The organism is Cellulomonas fimi ATCC 484 (genome assembly GCF_000212695.1).
Classification (GTDB): Bacteria; Actinomycetota; Actinomycetes; order Actinomycetales; family Cellulomonadaceae; genus Cellulomonas; species Cellulomonas fimi.
This window is the reverse complement of sequence record NC_015514.1, coordinates 2,096,585-2,114,504: the sequence shown is the minus strand read 5'-3', so window position 1 is coordinate 2,114,504 and position 17,920 is coordinate 2,096,585. Positions and strand designations below refer to the sequence as shown.

The following is a 17,920-nucleotide window of genomic DNA, read 5'->3' as shown; positions in this document are numbered from 1 at the left end:
CCGACGCTACGCGCCGATCGCCCCCGCTTCGAGGGCGAGCAGCGTGCGCTTCGCCGACGCGCCGCCCGCGTACTGGCCCGGGGAGCCGTCGGACCGCACGACGCGGTGGCACGGCAGGACGAGCGGCACCGGGTTGAGCGCGCACGCCGTGCCGACCGCCCGGACCGCCCGCGGGCTGCCGGCGGCCGCCGCCATCTGCGCGTAGCTGGCCGTGCGCCCGTACGCGACGTCGCGCAGGTGCTCGACGACCGAGCGGCGGAACCCGTCGAGCAGCCGCAGGTCCACCGGCACGTCGAACGTGCGGCGCGTCCCCGCGAAGTACTCGTCGAGCTCACGGGCCACGTCGTCGAGCGCCGACGGCGCCTCCAGCACGCGCGGGCTGACACGGTCGGACAGCTCCTGCAGCGCGGCGTCGTGCCCCTGCACGGCGAACGCGACGCGCACCACCCCCGCGGGCGTCCGGGCCAGCAGCAGCGGACCCACCGGGCTGTCGACCGTGCGGTACGCGACGTCCAGCAGCCCGTCCGCCGCCGCACGCTCCACGAGCCGTCCGTGCAGCCGGCGCAGCTCGTCGTCGTCGCGCAGCGCGACCGTCCCGACCTCGTCCATCACGAGCTCCCCTCCTCCGCGAAGCGCGGGTACGTCCGGCGCAGCGTCGCCACGCCGTCGGCGGCCGCCCGTCGTGCGGCCGCGGCCGTGCCGCCCAGCAGCGCGGCGACGTCGTCGTACGGCAGCCCGCCGAGGTGGTGGTACGCCACCGCACGGCGCTGCTTGTCCGGCAGCGCACCGAGCGCCGCCCACAGGTCCAGGTCCAGGCCCCCCGGCGGGACCGCGGCGTCCGGGACGTCCGCGACCGGGACCGCGTGCCGGCCCGCGCGGCGCACGACGTCGAGCGCCTTGCGCCGCGCGATGGTCACGAGCCACGCCTCGACGTTCGCGTCCGCCGGCAGGTCCGGGTACGCGCGCAGCGCCGCGAGGAACGTCTCCGACCACGCGTCGTCCGCGTCGACCGGCCCGAGCACGGCGCGGCACACCCGCAGCACGGTCCTGCCGTGCGTCGTCACGACCCGCTCGAACGGTTGCTTCACGCCCACAGTGTGCAGACGCGCGAGCCGCCGTGTCCGTGAGGTCGCCCCTGCGTGCGCCTTCCGGCGCGGTCGTCCGGCACAGTGGGCGCATGACGAACCTCGACGCCCGCCCCGAGGAGGAGGTCTGCGCCCTGCTGGCGGCCCGCGGACCCGTCGCGACCCTGCACGCCGCGCGCGACGTCCCCCTCGGCGGCGTGCGGGCCATGCAGGTGCGCCGCACGCTGCCGCAGCGCGACCTGCCGCTCGTGGGCGCGTGGTGCTTCCTCGACGAGATGGGGCCGCAGGACGTCGACATGCGGGTCCTGCCGCATCCGCACACCGCGCTGCAGACCGTGACGTGGCCGCTCGTCGGCGACATCCTGCACCGCGACTCCGTCGGCTCGGAGGTCGTCGTGCGGCCCGGGCAGCTCAACCTCATGACCGCCGGGCACGGCGTCTCGCACTCCGAGTTCACGCTCGGCGACGCCGCGCCGCTGCACGGGGTCCAGCTCTGGGTCGCCCTGCCCGACGCCGTCGCCGACGCCGCGCCGGCGTTCCAGCAGGTCTCCGAGCCGCCCCGGTGGGAGGCGCCCGGCGGGCGCGCGACCGTCTTCGTCGGCGCGATGGACGGGGCGACCTCGCCCGCCGTCGTCCACACGCCGCTGCTCGGCGCCGACGTGACGGTGGACCGCGGCCGCGACGTCGTGCTGCCGCTGGAGCGCGGGTTCGAGCACGCCGTCCTGGTGCTGCGCGGCGCGGCGACCGTCGCCGGCGTCCGGGTCGAGCCGGGTCCGCTGCTCTACCTCGGCGACGGCCGCGACGAGCTGCACGTGCACGCCGACGACGACGCGCGCCTGCTGCTGCTCGGCGGTGTGCCCTTCGAGCACGACCTCGTCATGTGGTGGAACTTCGTCGGCCGCACGCACGCCGAGATCGCGCACGCGCGCGCCGCGTGGGAGTCGCCGGACGCCGCCGAACGGTTCGGGGTCGTCGCCGGCCACGGCACCGCCCGGATCCCCGCACCCGCCCTGCCGAACGTGCGGCTGCAGCCGCGCCGCCGCACCCGTCCCCGCCCGGAGGCGCCATGACCGACGCACCGACCACCCCGGACCCCGCACCGCCCGCGACGCCCGCCGCTCCCGCGCCCGTCGCGCGACCGGCGGGACCGACGGGACCGCTGCCGCCGTCGGCACACCGGGTCGCGGACGCCCTGCGCGCCGCCGGCGTCGACGGGCAGGTCGTCGTCCTCCCGGACTCCGCGCGCACGGCCGCCGAGGCCGCGTCCGCGCTGGGCTGCCCCGTCGGGGCGATCGCCAACAGCCTCGTGTTCGTCGCCGACGGCGAGCCGCTGCTCGTGCTCACCAGCGGGCGGCACCGGGTCGACACCGTGGGGCTCGCGCGCCGGCTCGGACGCGAGCGGATCGGCCGGGCCACCCCCGAGCAGGTCCGCGCCGCGACCGGGCAGGCCATCGGCGGGGTCGCGCCCGTCGGGCACCCGGCGCCGCTGACGACCGTCGTCGACGTCGCGCTCGCGGAGCACGTGCGGGTGTGGGCCGCGGCGGGCACGCCCCACGCCGTCTTCCCGACGACGTTCGAGGAGCTCGTGCAGGTCACCGGCGGCACGCCGCTCGTCGTCGCGGACGACGAGGTGCCCGCGGGCTGAGACAGGTCGGGCCCGAGCCGGGCCGAGCCGGCCGCGCCCGCGGACGGTCGGGCACCGACACGGCGCCCGCGCGTCAGGTCAGGGCGGACGCGAGCGCGTCCCGCGCTCCCTCGAGGCGGATCTCGACGCGCGCGATGTCGTCGGCCGGCACGCTGGACGACGCCCCGAGGTCCCGTGCGTGGCCGGCCGTGGCCGACCACGTGGCGGCGACGGTCGACGTCCCGTCCTCCTGCACGAGCACGAGCTCGTACACCGGCGCGGGGCCGTCGTAGGGGCCGCCCGACGGGTACTCGCACGACCAGTCGAGGCGTGTGCCCCAGCCCTTCGGCTCCAGGGTGAGCTGCGCGACGACGTCGACCTCGCCGACGGGGCGCAGCTCGAGGCGCGCGACGTCGGACGCGACGGGCTGCGGGGCCGACGAGCGGCCCACCCATGCCCCGCCGGCACCCGCGGCCAGGGCGACCGCGGCGGCGGACGCGACGAGCGCGACCCGGCGGCGCCCGCGCGCTGCCCGGGCCCGGCGGGCGACGACGCCGAGCTCGACCACGGGAGCGACGTCCGCGTCGGCCGCGGGCGCAGCACCCGACGCGCCGCCGGGACCGGGCCCGGGACCGGCGACGAGCGCGACGGCCTGGTCGGCGGGCAGCGCCCGCAGCACCCCCGGCAGGCCGGCCAGCTCGCCGACCCGCCCGCGGCACGCGTCGCAGCCCGCGAGGTGCTCCTCGAAGAGGCGGCGGTCGGTCGGGCCGAGCGCGCCCAGCACGTACGCGGCGTCCCACTCGCGGAACGGGTCCTCGCCGGGTCCGTCCGGCCGCTCGACGGGCTCCTGGCCGGTCATGACGTCACACCCCTCTCCTGCAGCGCGAGCCGCAGCGCGCGCAACCCGTAGTGCAGCCGTGACTTCACGGTGCCCTGCGGGATCTGGTGCTCCTGGGCGAGCTCCGCGACGGATCGACCCCCGTAGTAGGCGCCGACGACGACCGCGCGGTGCTCCGCGGACAGCTGCGCGAGCGCGTCGCCGACGAGCCACGCGTCGAGGACGGCCTGGGTCCCGTCCGGTCCCGCGCGCTCGGGCGTGCGGTCCGTCACGTGCTCGCGCGCGCGCCGCGCGCTGCGCCGGTCGTCGATGACCAGGTTGCGGGCGACGGTGTACAGCCACGCGCGGGCCGCGTCCTCGTCGCGCTCCAGCACCTCCGGGTGCCGCCAGGCGCGGACCATCGTCTCCTGGACGACGTCCTGCGCGAGCTCGTGGTCGCCGGTCAGGCGCACGACGTAGTGGTGCAGCGGGCGCGCGTACGACGTGTGCAGCGCCTGCAGCAGCGCGTCGGCGTCCCCGTCCACGCCCGACCACCTCCCTCTCGTCTGCCCACCCAACGAGGCAGGTGCCCCGGCGGTTCACCGTGAACCCCCGCGGCCCGCCGACCGTGGTTCCGGGTGGGGGCGGCGACGGTGCCACCCGGCGCCGGGCCGGCCCCACCGACGGAAGGGGACCACCGTGCGACGCTCCATCCTGCTCACCACCCTCGGCCTCGTCGCGACCGCCACGCTGGTCGGCTGCTCGGGTGCGGACGACGGCGGCTCGGACGACGACGCCGGCATGGCCGAGCCGTCCGCGCCCGCCGAGGAGACCTCCGCGGGCGCGGCCGAGCTCATGACCGCCGAGACCTCGCTCGGCGAGGTCGTCGTCGACGGCGAGGGCATGACCGTCTACTACTTCCTCCAGGACGAGCCGGGTTCGGGGACGAGCGCGTGCACCGGCGACTGCCTCATGGCCTGGCCGCCGGTCCTCGCGGAGTCCGAGGAGCCGGTCGTCGAGGGCGTCACCGGTGACGTGGGCACCATCGAGACGCCCGACGGCGAGCACCAGGTCACAGTCGACGGGCGGCCCGTCTACCTGTTCGCGCAGGACGCCGCGGCGGGCGACGTCAACGGTCAGGGCGTCAACGACGTCTGGTACGCCGTGGCTCCCGACGGCTCGCAGGTCGGCCCGTGACGCTCACATCCCGGTCTCGACGTTGAGGATGTTGCCGTCCGGGTCTGCGAACCACGCGGCCTTCATGTCCCCGGAGACGAGCACCCCGTCCTGCCAGGTGCCTTCCGGGACGTCGAAGGTCTGCAGCTCGACGCCGCGGTCGCGCAGGTCGGCGACCTCGGCGTCGAAGCGGTCCGCCGGGACCTGGAACGAGATCGCGGTCGCCTGGTTCGTGCCCGCGAACCCCGACGGGTAGACGAGGAACCCGCCCGTCCTCGTGCTGTACATCACGCCTTCGACGGCGTCCCCCTGGCTCGTGAAACCCAGCGTCCCCTCGTACCAGTCACGCGCCCGCTGCAGGTCCGTGACCGCGAGGACGGGGATGGCGTCGAAGTCGGAGAGCATCATGGCCTCCAGCGCGGGCCAGACGACCGTCGGCTGGCCGGCCGCTCGACGCTAGGACGACGCCGTGACAGGGTCAATCGCCCTGCACGGACGTGCAGGTGTCGATCCGGGCCGGCGCCGCACGTCATGCGGTCGACCCGGGCACCCGCCCCGGCACCCGAGACGGAGACGAGTCCATGCGCTACATGCTGTTCATCTGCACCGACCCCGAGGCCGAGCCGTACTCCCGCGAGGAGGACCACATCGAGCAGTGGGTGCGCGAGACGGAGGGCGTGCGGCTGCACGGCGACCGGCTGCGCCCCGTGTCCGACGCCGTGACCGTGCGGGTGCGCGCCGGCCGGACCCTCACCACCGAGGGGCCGTTCGCCGAGACCCAGGAGCACGTCGCCGGGTACGACGTCATCGAGTGCGACACCCTCGAGCAGGCCGTCGAGGTCGCCTCGCGGCACCCGATGGCGCGGTTCGGACGGGTCGAGGTCCGGCCGTTCTGGCCGTTCGACGAGGAGGACTGAGCGCCCGCCCCTCGGCCCCCGCTCCCCGCGGGCCCGCCCGACGCCCCCGGCTGCACGAGCAGGCCGGTCGGGTGCGGTAGAGTTTCCGAGGCCCCTGCGGGGGCCATCGGGCTGTGGCGCAGCTTGGTAGCGCACTTGACTGGGGGTCAAGGGGTCGCAGGTTCAAATCCTGTCAGCCCGACAGATCAGGCCTGGTGAGACACCGTCTCACCAGGCCTGACGAGTCTCTCGACGTCCTCCGTCCCGTCGTCATCCGCGTCTTCGGCTCTCCGTCGGCGCCAGGCCACGCCGACGGTCACCGTGGCTCGCCCCCGGACGTCCCGCCGGAACCTCCGTGACCGCCGGCACGCGCAGCCGCGGCCGCGGTCGCCGCGAGGCGCTTCTCGAGCCGGTGCAGCGCCTCCACGGCCTCCTCGTAGCGACGGAACGCCCTCGCCCGCGCGTCCGCTCGGGTGCCCCGTCCCACTCGGGAGACGTTGAGGGTCGCGCGGTCGGCGTCCTGGAAGGCGCGGTAGGCGGTGCGCGCCGCCTCGCGCAGGTGCGGCAGCATGCGGGCATCGAGGAGCACGGCGGCGGCGACGCCCTGACCGTGCGTGCGGGCGTCGATCTCCTCGATGAGCAGCTCGTAGTCGTCGTGCGCCTTGCTCTGCGCCGCCACGGCCTTCCGGTAGCGTTCCCGTGCCTTGACCAGCAGGGGGTCGTTCTCCGGCGGACGAAGTCCCTCGATGGACTGCAGGGTCCGCAGCGCGACGTCGAGCTCCTTCACGCTCGTGTCGAGCATCGTGTAGGCGTCCTCGCGATGCGCCCGGTTCGTGCCGAACACGCTGTCGTAGAAGGCTGCCGCCTCCTGATGGTGCAGCTCCCCCGCCGTGAACGACTCCGCTGCCCGGCTGCCGGTCTGGGCCTCCCACGCGGCCTTCACGGTCTGCGGGTCGAACCGGCTGAGCACGGGGTCCCACTGGGCGGCGCCCCGCACCTGGGCGTACGTCGCTCCCGGCATCGTGCGCGCGATGCGCAGGCGGGCCATGCGGAACCACTGGAGCGCGTGCCGCGTCTCGTGCGCGATCGTGTCGCACGCGGCCGCGAACTCCCGGGGCGTCGGGCGCTTCTGCGAGACCAGGTGGAGGTTGATCTGCAGCTCCCACTCCCTGGCGGGCTGCCGGCCGTACTGCTCGGGCCTCGGGTTGTGGATGTGGCTCGGGACGAGGGGCGGCGCACCCGCCGCCACGAGCTGCCGGTTCGCGACCTCGAGCAGGACGTCGAACCGCGCATAGGGATCCATCGTGAGGTAGCGGTCGTAGACGGCGACGAACTCCGCGGCGAGCGCCCGCGCCTCCGGACTGAGGTGCTCGACGATCTGGGCGGCGCCCTGGGCGCCCGGGCCGCCCGTCGTGGCCATGGGCGACGTGGTCGACGCCGGGTCGGCCAGGAGCCGCACGTCGGTCTGCCTCGCCCACCCGGGCGACTTCGCGTCGAGATACCCGGTCGCGTCCTGCACGTGCTGCGCGGCGTCGTCCCCCGCGAAGTGCACCTCGACCTGGCGACCGGCACCGGTCTCGGTGATGAGGACCGTGCCGTCGAACAGCGTGCCCGCGTTGCGCGCGAGGCCCTCGCGGTGCGCCTCGAACCGCGCGACGAGCGCCTGCCGTTCCGCGAGCGGCAGCGTCGCACCGAGGCCCGTCCCGCCCCGCAGCTCGGCGTGGAGCCGCTGCCACCCGCCGGCCTCGCTCAGGAGCGAGCGGACGGCGACGTCGGAGAGCCTGCCGGCCGGGACCTTCCCTCTCCCGGTGCCGGCCGTGCCCGGGACGTCGACCTCGGGCGTGGCGTGCGCGACGCCCCGGCCGGTCGCCTCGGGCACAGTGACCGCGGGCCCGCGCGCACCGCCCCGCCAGGCCTCGTACTCCTTCGCGACCCGGCTGTTCACGCGGGCCAGGCCGAGGTCCAGGGCGACGTTCTCGACGACGCCGTCGACGACGAGGTCGGCGAGTTCGCTCGCGTTCTTCGGCAGGGCCTTGCCCTCGACGACGGCCTTCAGCGCGGTCTCGGTCGCCGTCATGTAGACCGACGAGGTGCCGGCCGCCATCGCGCTCGCGGTGAGCTGGGCGAGCTTCGTGCCCGCGAGGTCGGGGATCCGGTCGATGCGCGCCTTGATCGCGACCTGGAACCGGGCCTGCAGCGCTCCGCCGAGGTAGGTCATGACGGCGCTCACGCCTGCGGCCTGCACGAGGCTCGCGAGCCCGAGGTTCGTGCGCTGGCCGTAGTGCATCTCCGCGGCCCGGCCCAGGCCCTCCTGCGTGAGCGTGTAGCCGCCGGCGACGAGGGCCGACCCCGTCAGGCCGAGCCCGCCGGAGGCGATCCCCGCGGCGATCGTCCCGGTCGTCTTGAGCCGGTTGAGCCACTTCACCGCGGTGCCCGCGCCTGTCATGACGCGGTTCTCGTACGCCGAGAACCGCGTAGCCGCGGCGGCGGTCGACTGCTCGGCCATGGCGATGAGCGGCACGACGAGCTCGTACCTGCGCTCGCGCAGCAGCGGCCACGCCTGCTCGATGAGCTGACGCGGCTGGTCCCAGATGCGCAGCGACGGGTACGCCTGGCTGCCCTCCCCGAGCGCCTCGGAGACGTGCCGGATCGCCCCGAACCCGATCCTGCGCGCGTTGACGGCGCTGCGCTCGGCGTGCATCGGCTGCAGCTCGTGCCACACCTCGGTCGTCTCCTTGAGCGCCTCCCGCAGCTTCGCGAGCTCCTCCCGGTCCGAGACGCGCCTCGCGTACTCCTCCGGGTAGTCGTTGCGCAGGTCGGCCGCCGTCACGAAGCCCTTCGTCTTGTGGACGATCCCCGGCATCGGGTGCTGCCCCAGCGCCTCACCGGGCGTCGGGCGCAGGTGCAGGGCGAGCGGCTGCTTCGTGATCTGCTCGACGGCCCACTGCCGGAACGCAGTCTCCGCCTGGACGTCCCACTCGGGCGGCTGCCGCACGTCGTCGGCGAGCAGCAGCCGCACGTCGACCGAGAGGCGCTCGTCGGGCTTCGACGGCACGGCGCGCAGCAGCCGGCGCCGCTCCTTCAGGTAGTCCGGGTGCTGCTCCCGCACCGTCCCGTAGTAGGCGAAGTCGTCCCAAAGCCGCCGCAGCCGCGCGTCGACGTGCCACGCGACCGTGTAGTGGTCGACGACCTTCTGCCACCGGTCGAGCTGCTCGCCCGTCAGGGCGCCGAGCAGGGCCGGGTACCTGGCCTGCAGCGCGGGCCGGATGTCGGGTCCGCCCTTCGGGATCGGCTCGCGCGCGTGCACGCCGGCGAGCGACTCGGGGTCGAGGTCCCGCTGGACGTGCGTCGCGACGGCGCGGTTGCCTGCCTCCCGCTGCAGGCCGAGGACGTCCTCGGGCCGCAGCAGCGACAGCGCCGTCGACGGCGCTCGCGAGCGGCGCGCCGCCCGCTTCGCGGGTGCCGCGCCGCCTGCGCGCTTCGCGCCCTGGTCGCCGCGCTCGTGGACCGGCACTCCCCCTCCTGGGTCCTCGAGCACCATCTCGGCGCGCGACGGCCGCGACGTCCAGGCCGCGCGCGCACCGGACCGCGCACGCGTGGTGCCCGAGCGGGCAGACCCGCCGGACCGGTGTCGTGAGGCTCGCCCTCGACGCGATGCCTGACGTCCCGGACGAACGGCCCGGACCGCGCGTCCGGGCCCGACCTACCGTCGGACGGAGAGCCTGGGGCTTCTCGCCCCCACCCGGTCCGAGGAAAGGGACCCCCTTGCGCACGCTGCACCGCGTCCCGGTGAGCTTCTTCGGCATCGTCCTCGGCGTCTTCGGCCTCGGGAGCGCCTGGCGCTACGGCGCGGGCGTCGGCCTGGTCCCGCACTGGGTCGGCGAGGTCGGCGTGCTCGCCGGCTGCGCCGTGTGGGTCCTCCTGGCCCTCATCTACGCCTACCGCGTCCTCGACGCACGGGCGGCCGTCGTCGCCGAGTGGCGCGACCCCGCGACGTTCGCGTTCATCAGCCTCGTGCCGGCGGGGGCGGTGCTGGTCTCGGTCGGCGTCCACCCGTACGTCCCCGGTGTCGCGGCGGTGCTGCTGTGGACCGGCGTGGTCGGTCAGCTCGCCTTCGCAGCGGTGCGGTACGCGCCCCTGTGGACCGGCACGCAGCCGATCGAGGCCACGACGCCGGCCCTCTACCTGCCGACCGTCGGAGCGAACTTCATCAGCGCGATCGGGCTGGGCTCCGCCGGGCACGCGGAGCTCGGCCACCTGTTCCTCGGCGCCGGCGTGATCTCGTGGCTCACGCTCGAGCCGCCCATCACCCACCGCCTGCGGACGGGGCCCGAGACGGCGCCTCCGCGCCGCGGCGTCGTCGGGGTGCAGCTCGCGCCCGCGTTCGTCGCCTGCTACGCGTACCTGTCCGTCAACGGTGGGACGTTCGACCACGTGGCCCTCGCGCTGCTCGGGTACGGCGTCCTGCAGCTGGTGCTCATGCTGCGGCTGTGGCGCTGGGTCCTCGCGGGCGGGTTCACGCCCGGGCTGTGGGCGTTCTCCTTCGGCCTCGCCGCGATGTGCAACACCGGGCTCCGGCTCGCGCACGCCCGCCCCGGCACCGCGCTCGGGGTGGTCGGTGTCACGACCGTCGCGATCGGCACGGCACTGCTGCTCGCACTGGTGGTCGCCACGCTCGGCTCCCTCGCCCGTGGGCGGCTCCTCCCGCCGCCGGCGCCGCTCCTCGGCCCGAACGACCAGGCGGTCGCCGTCGGGGGGCCGTCGCGCTGACACGGCGCGCGACCCCCGGCGCGGGCGCCGCGGCGCCTAGTCTGCGCGGTGGACGTCACCGCGACCGAAGGAGCCACCGGTGTCCGAGAGCACGCTCGAGGCGTTGGGCGGCAACGCCGCACGCCCGGCGCAGTACGGGCACGACGCGCTCGTCGTGTGCGACAACCTCGTGCGGATCTACCAGTCCGGCAGCGTCGAGGTGCAGGCGCTGCAGGGGCTCGACCTGCTCGTGCACGAGGGCGAGATGGTCGCCGTCGTCGGGGCCAGCGGGTCGGGCAAGTCCACGCTGCTCGGGGTGCTGTCCGGGATGGACGCGCCGACGGCGGGCCGCGTCCGCGTCGGGCGGTGGGACCTCATGGCGATGCCCGCGCGCGAGCGGGTCACCTACCGGCGCCAGACCGTCGGGTTCGTCTGGCAGCAGACCTCGCGCAACCTCCTGCCGTACCTCACGGCGCGGCAGAACGTCGCGCTGCCGATCGCGTCGGTCCCCCGCCGGCAGCGACGCGCCCGCGCCGAGGAGCTCCTCGACCTCGTGGGCGTCGGGCACGTCGCGGACCGGCAGCCGCACGAGATGTCGGGCGGCGAGCAGCAGCGCGTCGCGATCGCGACCGCACTGGCCAACTCCCCGCAGCTCCTGCTCGCGGACGAGCCGACGGGCGAGCTCGACACGACGACGACCCAGGAGGTCTTCGACACGCTGCGCACCGTGAACCGGGAGGCCGGCACGACCGTCGTCGTGGTCACGCACGACCACGCGGTGAGCTCGCTCGTCGAGCGCACCGTCGCGATCCGGGACGGGCGCACGAGCAGCGAGGTGCTGCGCCGTGAGTCGGACGGCGACGTCGTGCACGAGGAGTACGCGGTCATGGACCGTGCCGGGCGGCTGCAGGTGCCGCGCGAGTACCGCGAAGCGCTCGCCCTGACCAGCCGCGTGCGGCTCGTCCTGGAAGCGGACCACCTCGCGGTCTGGCGCGACGGGGGTGCTCGGTGAGCCCCGAGCCCGGCGCCGCGGTCCAGGTCCGCGGCGTGCACCGCACGTTCGGCAGCGGCCGGTCCGCGGTGCACGCGCTGCGCGGCGTCGACCTGGACGTGGCGCCGGGCGAGCTGGTGGCGCTCGTCGGCCGCTCCGGCTCGGGCAAGACGACGCTGCTCAACCTCGTCGGCGGGCTCGACCGGCCCGACGAGGGCAGCGTCCACGTCGACGGCGTCGACGTCGCCGCGCTCGACGACGACGCCCAGGCCCTGCTGCGACGGGACCGGGTCGCCTACGTCTTCCAGACGTTCGGGCTCATGCCGGCGCTCACCGCCGCCGAGAACGTCGGCGTCCCGCTGCGGCTGCACGAGGCGCCGGTCGCCGTGCGGGAACGCCGTGTCGAGATGCTCCTCGAGCTCGTCGGCCTCGCCGCGCACGCGCAGCAACGCCCCGACGAGCTGTCCGGCGGGCAGCAGCAGCGCGTCGCGATCGCCCGCGCCCTCGCGTCCTCTCCGCGGCTGCTCGTCGCCGACGAACCCACCGGCCAGCTCGACAGCGAGACAGGGCTGGCCGTCATGGCGCTGATCCGCGGCGTCGTCGAGGCCGAGGGCATGACGGCGGTCGTCTCCACGCACGACCCCGTGATGATCGCGCTCGCGGACCGCGCGCTGCACCTCGTCGACGGTCGCGTGGTCGAGGCAGCGGCCCGTGCGTGAGCTCGTCTGGCGGCGCGCCCGCGCGCAGACGGGCGTGCTGGCGGCGGTGCTCGCCGTCCTGGTCGTCGGGTCCTCGCTCGTCGGGGTGTGCGTGCTGCTGACGACGGCCGCCCCGCAGCGCGCGCTGCAGCTCGCGGTGGCCCGCGTTCCCGCGTCCGACGTCGAGGTCGGTGTCGCGCTGGGCTTCCCCGAGGACCCGGACGACCCCGACGTCGACCCGCGGGTGGCCGCGACCTCGCACGACCCTGCCGCGGCCGTCGCCACCGCCACGGCGCTGCTCACCGAGCCGTTCGGCGACCTGCCCACGACCACGACCACGTGGACGTCGTCCGTGGTGCGCTACCTGCCGCCCGACGGGGGCCCCGTGCGCCTCGGCTACCTGGCCGAGCTCGACGACCCGGACGCGCGCGGCACGGTCGTGACCGGCCGCTGGCCCGACGCGAGCGGCGAGGTCGCCCTGCCCGACGCGGCGGCCCGCGCACTGGGCCTCGGTGTCGGCAGCACGACGTCGCTGGCCGCGGACGCGGGCGGGCCCGGGACCGCCCTGACGGTGGTCGGGACGTTCACGCCCGTGCCCGCGCCCGCGTGGCGGGAGGACCCGCTCGGCGGCGCCGGCGTGGGGCCGGACTTCCGCGGCCACGTCGCCGCCTACGGGCCGTTCGTCGTGCCGGCGGGCGAGATCGCGGCGGGCGCCGTCCCCGTGGGTCGCGTGCGGGTCGTGGTGCAGCCGGACCTGGCGCGGGCGGACCCGACCGACCTGGTGCGCGCGGGCACGCTCGTCGACGCGCTGCGCGCCGACCTCGACGAGGCGCTGCAGGACCGGGCGCAGAACGTCGTCGTCGACCGTCCCTTCGCCGACACCCTCGCGGCCGCCCGCGAGCAGGGACGCGTCACGACGTCCGGGGTGCTCGCGGTCGCGCTCCTGGGGTGCGCGCTCGCGGCCACCGCGGTGACCCTCGCGGCGCGGCTCGTCGCGGGACGACGCGGACCCGAGTCGGCGCTGCTCGCCGCCCGCGGGGTGGGCCGCGGCCGGCTGGTCGCGCAGGCCGCGGTCGAGGCGTCCGCCCTGGCGGTGCTGAGCGCCGTCCCGGCGACGGCGCTCGCGCTCGCGCTGTACCGGGTCCTCGCGGACGCGGTCGGGCTCGGGACCGCGCTGCCCCGCGGCGCGCTCGTCCCCCTCGTCGGCAGCGTCCTCGCGGTCACGGTCGTCCTCGGGTCGCTGCTCGTGCTGCCGTGGCTGCGCCCCGCGACGACACGGGCCGCACGCGAGGACCGCACGGGGGTCGTCGCCCGCTCCGGGGCGGACCTGCTGCTCCTCGCGCTGGCCGTGCTCGCGTTCCTGCAGCTGCGCGCCCACCGCGTCGCGACCGGCGGCGTCGTCGACCCGGTGCTCGTCGCCGCGCCCGTGGTGTGCCTGCTCGCGGGCGCGGTCCTCGCGCTGCGGCCGCTCGCGCTCGTCGCGCGCCGCCTCGACGCGCGCGCCGGGGCCGCCCGGTCCTTGACCCTGCCCCTGGCGGCCTGGGCCGTGGCCCGCCGCCGCCAGGGTGGCGCCGCCGCGTTCCTGCTCGTGCTCGCCACCGCCTGCGCGGCCTTCGGCAGCGGCTTCGCCGCGACGTGGACGCAGTCGCAGGCGGACCAGGCGGCGGCCGCGGTCGGCGCCGACGTGACGCTCGCCGCACCACCGGACGCGCTCGGCGCCGGCGCCGTCCTGCGCGACGTCACGGGCGGGCAGGTCAGTCCGGTGACCTCCCGGCCGACCGTGCTCGGGTCGCGGGCGATCAGCGGCGAGCCCGTGCAGCTCGTCGCGGTCGACACGCGCGACGCGTCGCGGCTGCTGCGCGGACGCGCCCCCGCGGGCGGCTGGGACCAGGCGACCGCGGGCCTCGCGCCCGCCACGCCCGCGGGGGGCGTGCAGCTCAGCGGGACGCGCGTCCGCGTCGTCGTCACCGGCCACGTCGACGACGGTGTGCCGGTGTGGGCCGCGCTCGGCGTCGTCGTGCAGGACGGCGACGGCGCGCGGGAGGCGCTGCCCGTCGGGACGATCGCGCTCGACGGCACACCGCTCACGCAGGACGTCGTCGTCCCGCCCGACGCGCGCGTGGTGGGGGTGGACGCACAGCTCTCGGCCGATGGTGACGTCACGCAGCCCGAGCGGCAGCGCTCGCTGCGGTTCGGCATCGAGCTCGTCCTGCACGGCGCGTCCACGGTGCCCGGCGCGTGGTCCGTCGGGCGCCCGTCCGGTGACGACGTCGTGGCCGCGACGCTCGACCGCGTGACCACCTCCGACGCGCCCGACGGTGCCCACCTCACGCTCGACGGCACGGCGGCGCTGCCCGACCTGCAGTGGAGCGACGGTCCCGTCGCGGCGTTCGGCTTCGACCCGGTCGAGGAGGTGCCCGTGCTCGTGTCGGCGGACCTCTCCGACGACCTCGGGATCTCCGTCGGCGACGGCGTGCAGCTGACCCTGGGGCTGACCCGCGTCCCGGCGACGGTCACCGGCGTCGTCCCGTACGTCCCGTCGCAGCCGCGCTCGCCCGCGGTGCTCGCCGACGTCGACACGCTGTCGCGCGCCACCCTCGGCCAGGGCGACGTCGCACCCGTGACCGACGCGTGGTGGGCGACCGGGGGGCTGCGGGCCGGCGCCGACGCGACCCTGGCGGCGCGCGGCTTCGGTCCGGCGACCGAACGGACCGTGGTCGCGCACGAGGCGGTCGAGGGACCGTCGCGAGCGGCCCAGCGGGCCGCGACCGCGCTGCTCGTGCTCGCGGCCGTCGTGCTCGCGCTCGCCGGGACGGCCCTGCACGCGGCGTCGGCGCTCGACGCCCGGGAGCTGGACGTCGCGCGTCTGCACGGGATGGGCGCGCCGCGCCGGTCCGTGCGCGCGTCGCTGCTCGCCGAGCAGGGCGTCCTCACAGGGGCGCCGGTGCTGCTCGGTGCGCTGCTCGGCGCCCTCGCCTGCTGGGCGGTCGGCCCCTTGCTCGCGGTGTCCGCCGACGGGCTTCCGCCCGTGCCGGCCGCCGTGCCGCTCTGGCCGTGGCCGGTCGAGACCGCCGTGGTGGCCGTCCTGCTGCTCGGCTGCGCGGCGGTGGTCGTCCCGCTCGCCGACCGTGCCGTGCGGCGCTCGACGGTGTCGCGTCTGCGGACGGACCCGCTCTCGTGAGCGCCGCCTGGCGCCGCGCGCGCGCCGACCTGTGGCCCCTGCTCGTCACCGCGGCGGTCGTCGCCCTCATGGTCGGCCTGACCGACGCGGTGCCGCGCCTGCTCGTGCGGCAGGCCGACGCCGCGGTGCGGGCCGCCGTCGCGGACGCCGACCCGGCCGCGGACGTCGTCGTCACGAGCCGCTACGGCGCGGGCACGTCCGACCGGACGGCGGGTGCCCGCGACACGACGACGGGCGTCGACGACGTCGCCCGCCGGCTCGACGACACGCTCCCGCCGTCGCTGCGCGCCGTCCTCGGACCGCCCGTCGCGTCCGCCTCCGGACCGGACCTGCGCGTCAGCACGCCCGCACTGCCGACCGGCGGGCTCCTGCGTCTCGCGTACCTGTGGGCGGGCGAGGAGCCCTCGGTCCGCTGGGTGCAGGGCGGTCCGCCCGGTGGTGCCGGTCCGGACCTCACCGTCCCGGTCGGTCTGTCGCGGGCGGTGGCCGAGACCCTCGGCGCACAGGCCGGTGACATCCTCGAGGCGCGCACCGCCGACGGCGGCGTCGTCTCCGTGCTGGTCACGGGCGTCTTCGAGGCGGCCGACCCCGGCGACCGGACGTGGACCGCACTGCCGGAGATCCTGCAGCCGCGCGCCTACGGCACCAGCACCCGCACCACCGTGGTGGGCGGCCTGCTGTCCGCGCAGTCGCTGCCCGTCGCGCGCGCCGCGCTCGAGCCCGACGGGGTCACCCGCACGTTCCGGCTGCCGGTCGACGCCGGGCACCTCGACCACGCACGCTCGGGCGACGTCCTGCGCCAGGTCGCGGCGCTCGAGGCGTCGCCCGACCAGCTCCTCGTGCCCGGGCCCGACGTGCGCGTGGCGTCCCGGCTGGACCTGCTCCTCACCGACGCCCGCGGCCGGGTGGACGCCACCCGGACGCAGGCCGCCGTGGTGCTGACCGGGCTGGCGGTCGGGGCCGGCCTCGTGCTGCTCGTCGCGGCCGACCTCCTCGCCCGCCGCCGGTCTGCGGCCCTGCGCACGGTGCGGGCACGCGGCACGTCCCTCGCGGGCGTCGCCCTCGGCACGGCAGCGGAGACCGCGGTCGTGGTGGGCGCGGCGACGGCCGCCGGCCTGGCCCTCGGCGGCCTCGCCGTGCCCGGTGCCGTGACGTGGCCCTGGGTCCTCGCCGTGGTCGCCGTGGCGCTCGTGGCACCGCCCGCGTGCGCGACCGCGACGGCCCGTCGCGCCGACCCCCGGCGCGCCCCGACGGAGCGGCAGCACCGCCGCCTCGCCCGACGCGTCCGCACGGTGCGCCGCGTCTCCGTCGAGGCTGCGGTCGCGGTCGTCGCCGCCGCGGCGACGGTCGCCCTGCGGCGGCGTGGGGTCGTGACGCTGTCCGGCCCCGCCGACCTGCTGCTCGCGGCGGCGCCCGCGCTCGTCGCCGCCGCCTCCGCGCTGCTGCTGTGGCGCGCCGTCCCGCCGCTGCTCGGCACCGCGCTGCACGCCGCGCGCCGGTCCCGCACGGCGGGGCCGCTGCTCGCCCTGGCCCGCGCCCGCACGACGAGCGCCGTGCTGCCGTTCGTCACGCTCGTGGTGCTCAGCACGCTCGTCACGCTGTGCGCCGCGCTCGCCGGCACCGCGCGCGCCGGACAGACGGACGGGTCGTGGGACGCCGTCGGGGCGGACGTGGTGGTGCGCACCGACTCCCCCTCGGCCTCGCTGCAGGACGTCGCCGACGCCCTGTCGGACGCCGCGGGTGTGGATGCCGTCGCCGTCGGGCGGGTCCAGGGCCGCAGCCAGCTGTTCGGGGTGCGCGGCGTCGACACCGTGCGCGTCCTCGCGGTCGACCCCGGGCCGTACGGTGCGCTGCTCGCCCGCACGCCGTCCGGGTCGCCCGCGCAGCTCGCGGAGCTCGCCGACGCATCGGACCCCGCGCGGGCCGGTGCCGGGCCGCTGCCCGCGCTCGTCCCCGCCGAGCTCCTCGGCAGCACCCCGTCGCTGCGCTGGGCCGACGTCACGATCGAGCTCCAGCCGGTCGGTGAGGCTCCGGACCTGCCCGCACCGGCGACCGACGACCGGGCCGCCGCACCGGTCGTCGTGGTCGACCGCGCGACCCTCACGGCCGTCGCCGCCGCCGCCGGCAGCGCCCCGGACGCCGCCACCGCGGTCACCGCGCCCGACACCGTCTGGGCCGTCGGTCCGCGCGCCCCGGCCGTCGCGCGCGACGCCGCCGCGACCGCGGGTGCCGACGTCCTGTCCCGCGAACGGTGGCTCGCCGACCGGCGCGCCGACCCGCTCGCGAGCGGCCTGCTCGCGCTCGTCGTCCTCGCCGCCGTCGCGGGCACCGCGCTCGCGGCCACCGTGGTCGTCCTCGACGCGGCGGCGTCGGCGCCCGACCGCGCCCGGGCGCTCGCGACCGCGCGCGTGCTGGGGCTGCGCGGGCGGGACGCTGCGCGGGTCGGTCTCGGCGAGCTGCTGCCGCCGCCGCTGGTGTCCGCGGCCGGCGGCGTGGTGGTAGGCAGCGTGCTCGTCGGCGGGCTCGCGGGCCCGTTGGCGCTGCGGCTCGTCACGGGGCAGGTCGCCGACCCGGCGGTCGTGCTGCCGCCGTGGGTGCTCCTGCCGCTCGGGGTGCTCGCGGCGACGGTGCTCGTCGTCGTCGTGGTCGAGTCCTCGGCCCGCCGGCGGGAGCGGCTGGGGCAGGTGCTGCGGGTCCGCTGAC

General features: G+C 76.9%; 15 protein-coding genes and 1 tRNA gene. 10 read left to right on the top strand and 6 right to left on the bottom strand.

Annotated elements, in window-relative coordinates; translation table 11 throughout:
* Positions 1-6 precede the first annotated feature (6 nt).
* Both CELF_RS09655 and CELF_RS09650 read right to left on the bottom strand, forming a co-directional pair.
* Entirely contained in the window at positions 7-609 is a 603-nt protein-coding gene (locus CELF_RS09655) for a methylated-DNA--[protein]-cysteine S-methyltransferase (protein ID WP_013771065.1), read from the bottom strand.
* Complete coding sequence (locus CELF_RS09650; RefSeq protein ID WP_041553424.1) at positions 609-1,088, bottom strand: RNA polymerase sigma factor; 480 nt, start codon at positions 1,086-1,088, stop codon at positions 609-611. Before CELF_RS09650 ends, CELF_RS09655 begins: the two co-directional genes overlap by 1 nt.
* Before the next feature lie 89 nt (positions 1,089-1,177).
* On the opposite strand from CELF_RS09650, the gene CELF_RS09645 reads away from it, so the two are divergent.
* Together CELF_RS09645 and CELF_RS09640 are read left to right on the top strand one after the other, a co-directional pair.
* Positions 1,178-2,155: a pirin family protein gene (locus tag CELF_RS09645; RefSeq protein WP_013771063.1), complete on the top strand. Its 978-nt coding sequence runs from the start codon at positions 1,178-1,180 to the stop codon at positions 2,153-2,155.
* Positions 2,152-2,730 (top strand): YbaK/EbsC family protein, encoded by a 579-nt coding sequence (locus CELF_RS09640; RefSeq protein ID WP_013771062.1) that lies wholly within the window; start codon positions 2,152-2,154, stop codon positions 2,728-2,730. The genes CELF_RS09645 and CELF_RS09640 overlap by 4 nt, the downstream gene beginning before the upstream one ends.
* A gap of 73 nt (positions 2,731-2,803) precedes the next feature.
* On the opposite strand, the gene CELF_RS09635 is transcribed toward CELF_RS09640, so the two are convergent.
* Together CELF_RS09635 and CELF_RS09630 are read right to left on the bottom strand one after the other, a co-directional pair.
* The gene (locus CELF_RS09635) at positions 2,804-3,568 is read right to left on the bottom strand and encodes an anti-sigma factor family protein (RefSeq protein ID WP_013771061.1); all 765 of its coding nucleotides are present in this window, start codon (positions 3,566-3,568) and stop codon (positions 2,804-2,806) included.
* The gene (locus CELF_RS09630) at positions 3,565-4,071 is read right to left on the bottom strand and encodes a sigma-70 family RNA polymerase sigma factor (RefSeq protein ID WP_013771060.1); all 507 of its coding nucleotides are present in this window, start codon (positions 4,069-4,071) and stop codon (positions 3,565-3,567) included. The genes CELF_RS09635 and CELF_RS09630 overlap by 4 nt, the downstream gene beginning before the upstream one ends.
* Positions 4,072-4,225: 154 nt before the next feature.
* On the opposite strand from CELF_RS09630, the gene CELF_RS09625 reads away from it, so the two are divergent.
* Positions 4,226-4,723 carry a COG4315 family predicted lipoprotein gene (locus CELF_RS09625; RefSeq protein ID WP_013771059.1) on the top strand — a complete coding sequence of 166 codons (498 nt, stop codon included), beginning with the start codon at positions 4,226-4,228 and terminating at the stop codon, positions 4,721-4,723.
* A gap of 3 nt (positions 4,724-4,726) precedes the next feature.
* Here CELF_RS09625 and CELF_RS09620 read toward each other — a convergent pair whose 3' ends face one another.
* A complete protein-coding gene (locus CELF_RS09620; RefSeq protein WP_232014216.1) occupies positions 4,727-5,110 on the bottom strand; it encodes a VOC family protein in 384 nt (127 codons plus the stop codon).
* A gap of 173 nt (positions 5,111-5,283) precedes the next feature.
* Between CELF_RS09620 and CELF_RS09615 the strand changes: the two genes are divergently transcribed.
* Together CELF_RS09615 and CELF_RS09610 are read left to right on the top strand one after the other, a co-directional pair.
* Positions 5,284-5,619: a YciI family protein gene (locus tag CELF_RS09615; RefSeq protein ID WP_013771057.1), complete on the top strand. Its 336-nt coding sequence runs from the start codon at positions 5,284-5,286 to the stop codon at positions 5,617-5,619.
* 107 nt (positions 5,620-5,726) lie between these two features.
* Positions 5,727-5,800: transfer RNA gene (locus tag CELF_RS09610), tRNA-Pro, on the top strand.
* 114 nt (positions 5,801-5,914) lie between these two features.
* Here the strand turns inward: CELF_RS09610 and CELF_RS09605 are convergent.
* Positions 5,915-9,112, bottom strand: coding sequence for a hypothetical protein (locus CELF_RS09605; RefSeq protein WP_013771056.1), 3,198 nt, complete (start codon positions 9,110-9,112; stop codon positions 5,915-5,917).
* A gap of 251 nt (positions 9,113-9,363) precedes the next feature.
* Between CELF_RS09605 and tehA the strand changes: the two genes are divergently transcribed.
* From tehA to CELF_RS09580, 5 genes are all read left to right on the top strand, one after another.
* Complete coding sequence (gene tehA, locus CELF_RS09600) at positions 9,364-10,368, top strand: dicarboxylate transporter/tellurite-resistance protein TehA (RefSeq protein ID WP_013771055.1); 1,005 nt, start codon at positions 9,364-9,366, stop codon at positions 10,366-10,368.
* Between the two features lie 79 nt (positions 10,369-10,447).
* The gene (locus CELF_RS09595) at positions 10,448-11,359 is read left to right on the top strand and encodes an ABC transporter ATP-binding protein (protein ID WP_013771054.1); all 912 of its coding nucleotides are present in this window, start codon (positions 10,448-10,450) and stop codon (positions 11,357-11,359) included.
* Positions 11,356-12,057 (top strand): ABC transporter ATP-binding protein, encoded by a 702-nt coding sequence (locus CELF_RS09590; RefSeq protein WP_013771053.1) that lies wholly within the window; start codon positions 11,356-11,358, stop codon positions 12,055-12,057. The genes CELF_RS09595 and CELF_RS09590 overlap by 4 nt, the downstream gene beginning before the upstream one ends.
* Positions 12,050-15,217 carry a hypothetical protein gene (locus CELF_RS09585; protein ID WP_013771052.1) on the top strand — a complete coding sequence of 1,056 codons (3,168 nt, stop codon included), beginning with the start codon at positions 12,050-12,052 and terminating at the stop codon, positions 15,215-15,217. Before CELF_RS09590 ends, CELF_RS09585 begins: the two co-directional genes overlap by 8 nt.
* On the top strand, positions 15,214-17,919 hold the full coding sequence (locus CELF_RS09580; protein WP_013771051.1) for a hypothetical protein: 2,706 nt from the start codon (positions 15,214-15,216) through the stop codon (positions 17,917-17,919). The genes CELF_RS09585 and CELF_RS09580 overlap by 4 nt, the downstream gene beginning before the upstream one ends.
* Position 17,920 lies beyond the last annotated feature (1 nt).

Excerpts from the sequence above, each read along its gene's own strand:
- CELF_RS09615 (WP_013771057.1), top strand. The coding sequence starts at position 5,284 with ATGCGCTACATGCTGTTCATCTGCACCGACCCCGAGGCCGAGCCGTAC.
- CELF_RS09620 (WP_232014216.1), bottom strand. The coding sequence starts at position 5,110 with ATGATGCTCTCCGACTTCGACGCCATCCCCGTCCTCGCGGTCACGGAC.
- CELF_RS09645 (WP_013771063.1), top strand. The coding sequence starts at position 1,178 with ATGACGAACCTCGACGCCCGCCCCGAGGAGGAGGTCTGCGCCCTGCTG.
- CELF_RS09655 (WP_013771065.1), bottom strand. The coding sequence starts at position 609 with ATGGACGAGGTCGGGACGGTCGCGCTGCGCGACGACGACGAGCTGCGC.
- CELF_RS09640 (WP_013771062.1), top strand. The coding sequence starts at position 2,152 with ATGACCGACGCACCGACCACCCCGGACCCCGCACCGCCCGCGACGCCC.
- CELF_RS09635 (WP_013771061.1), bottom strand. The coding sequence starts at position 3,568 with ATGACCGGCCAGGAGCCCGTCGAGCGGCCGGACGGACCCGGCGAGGAC.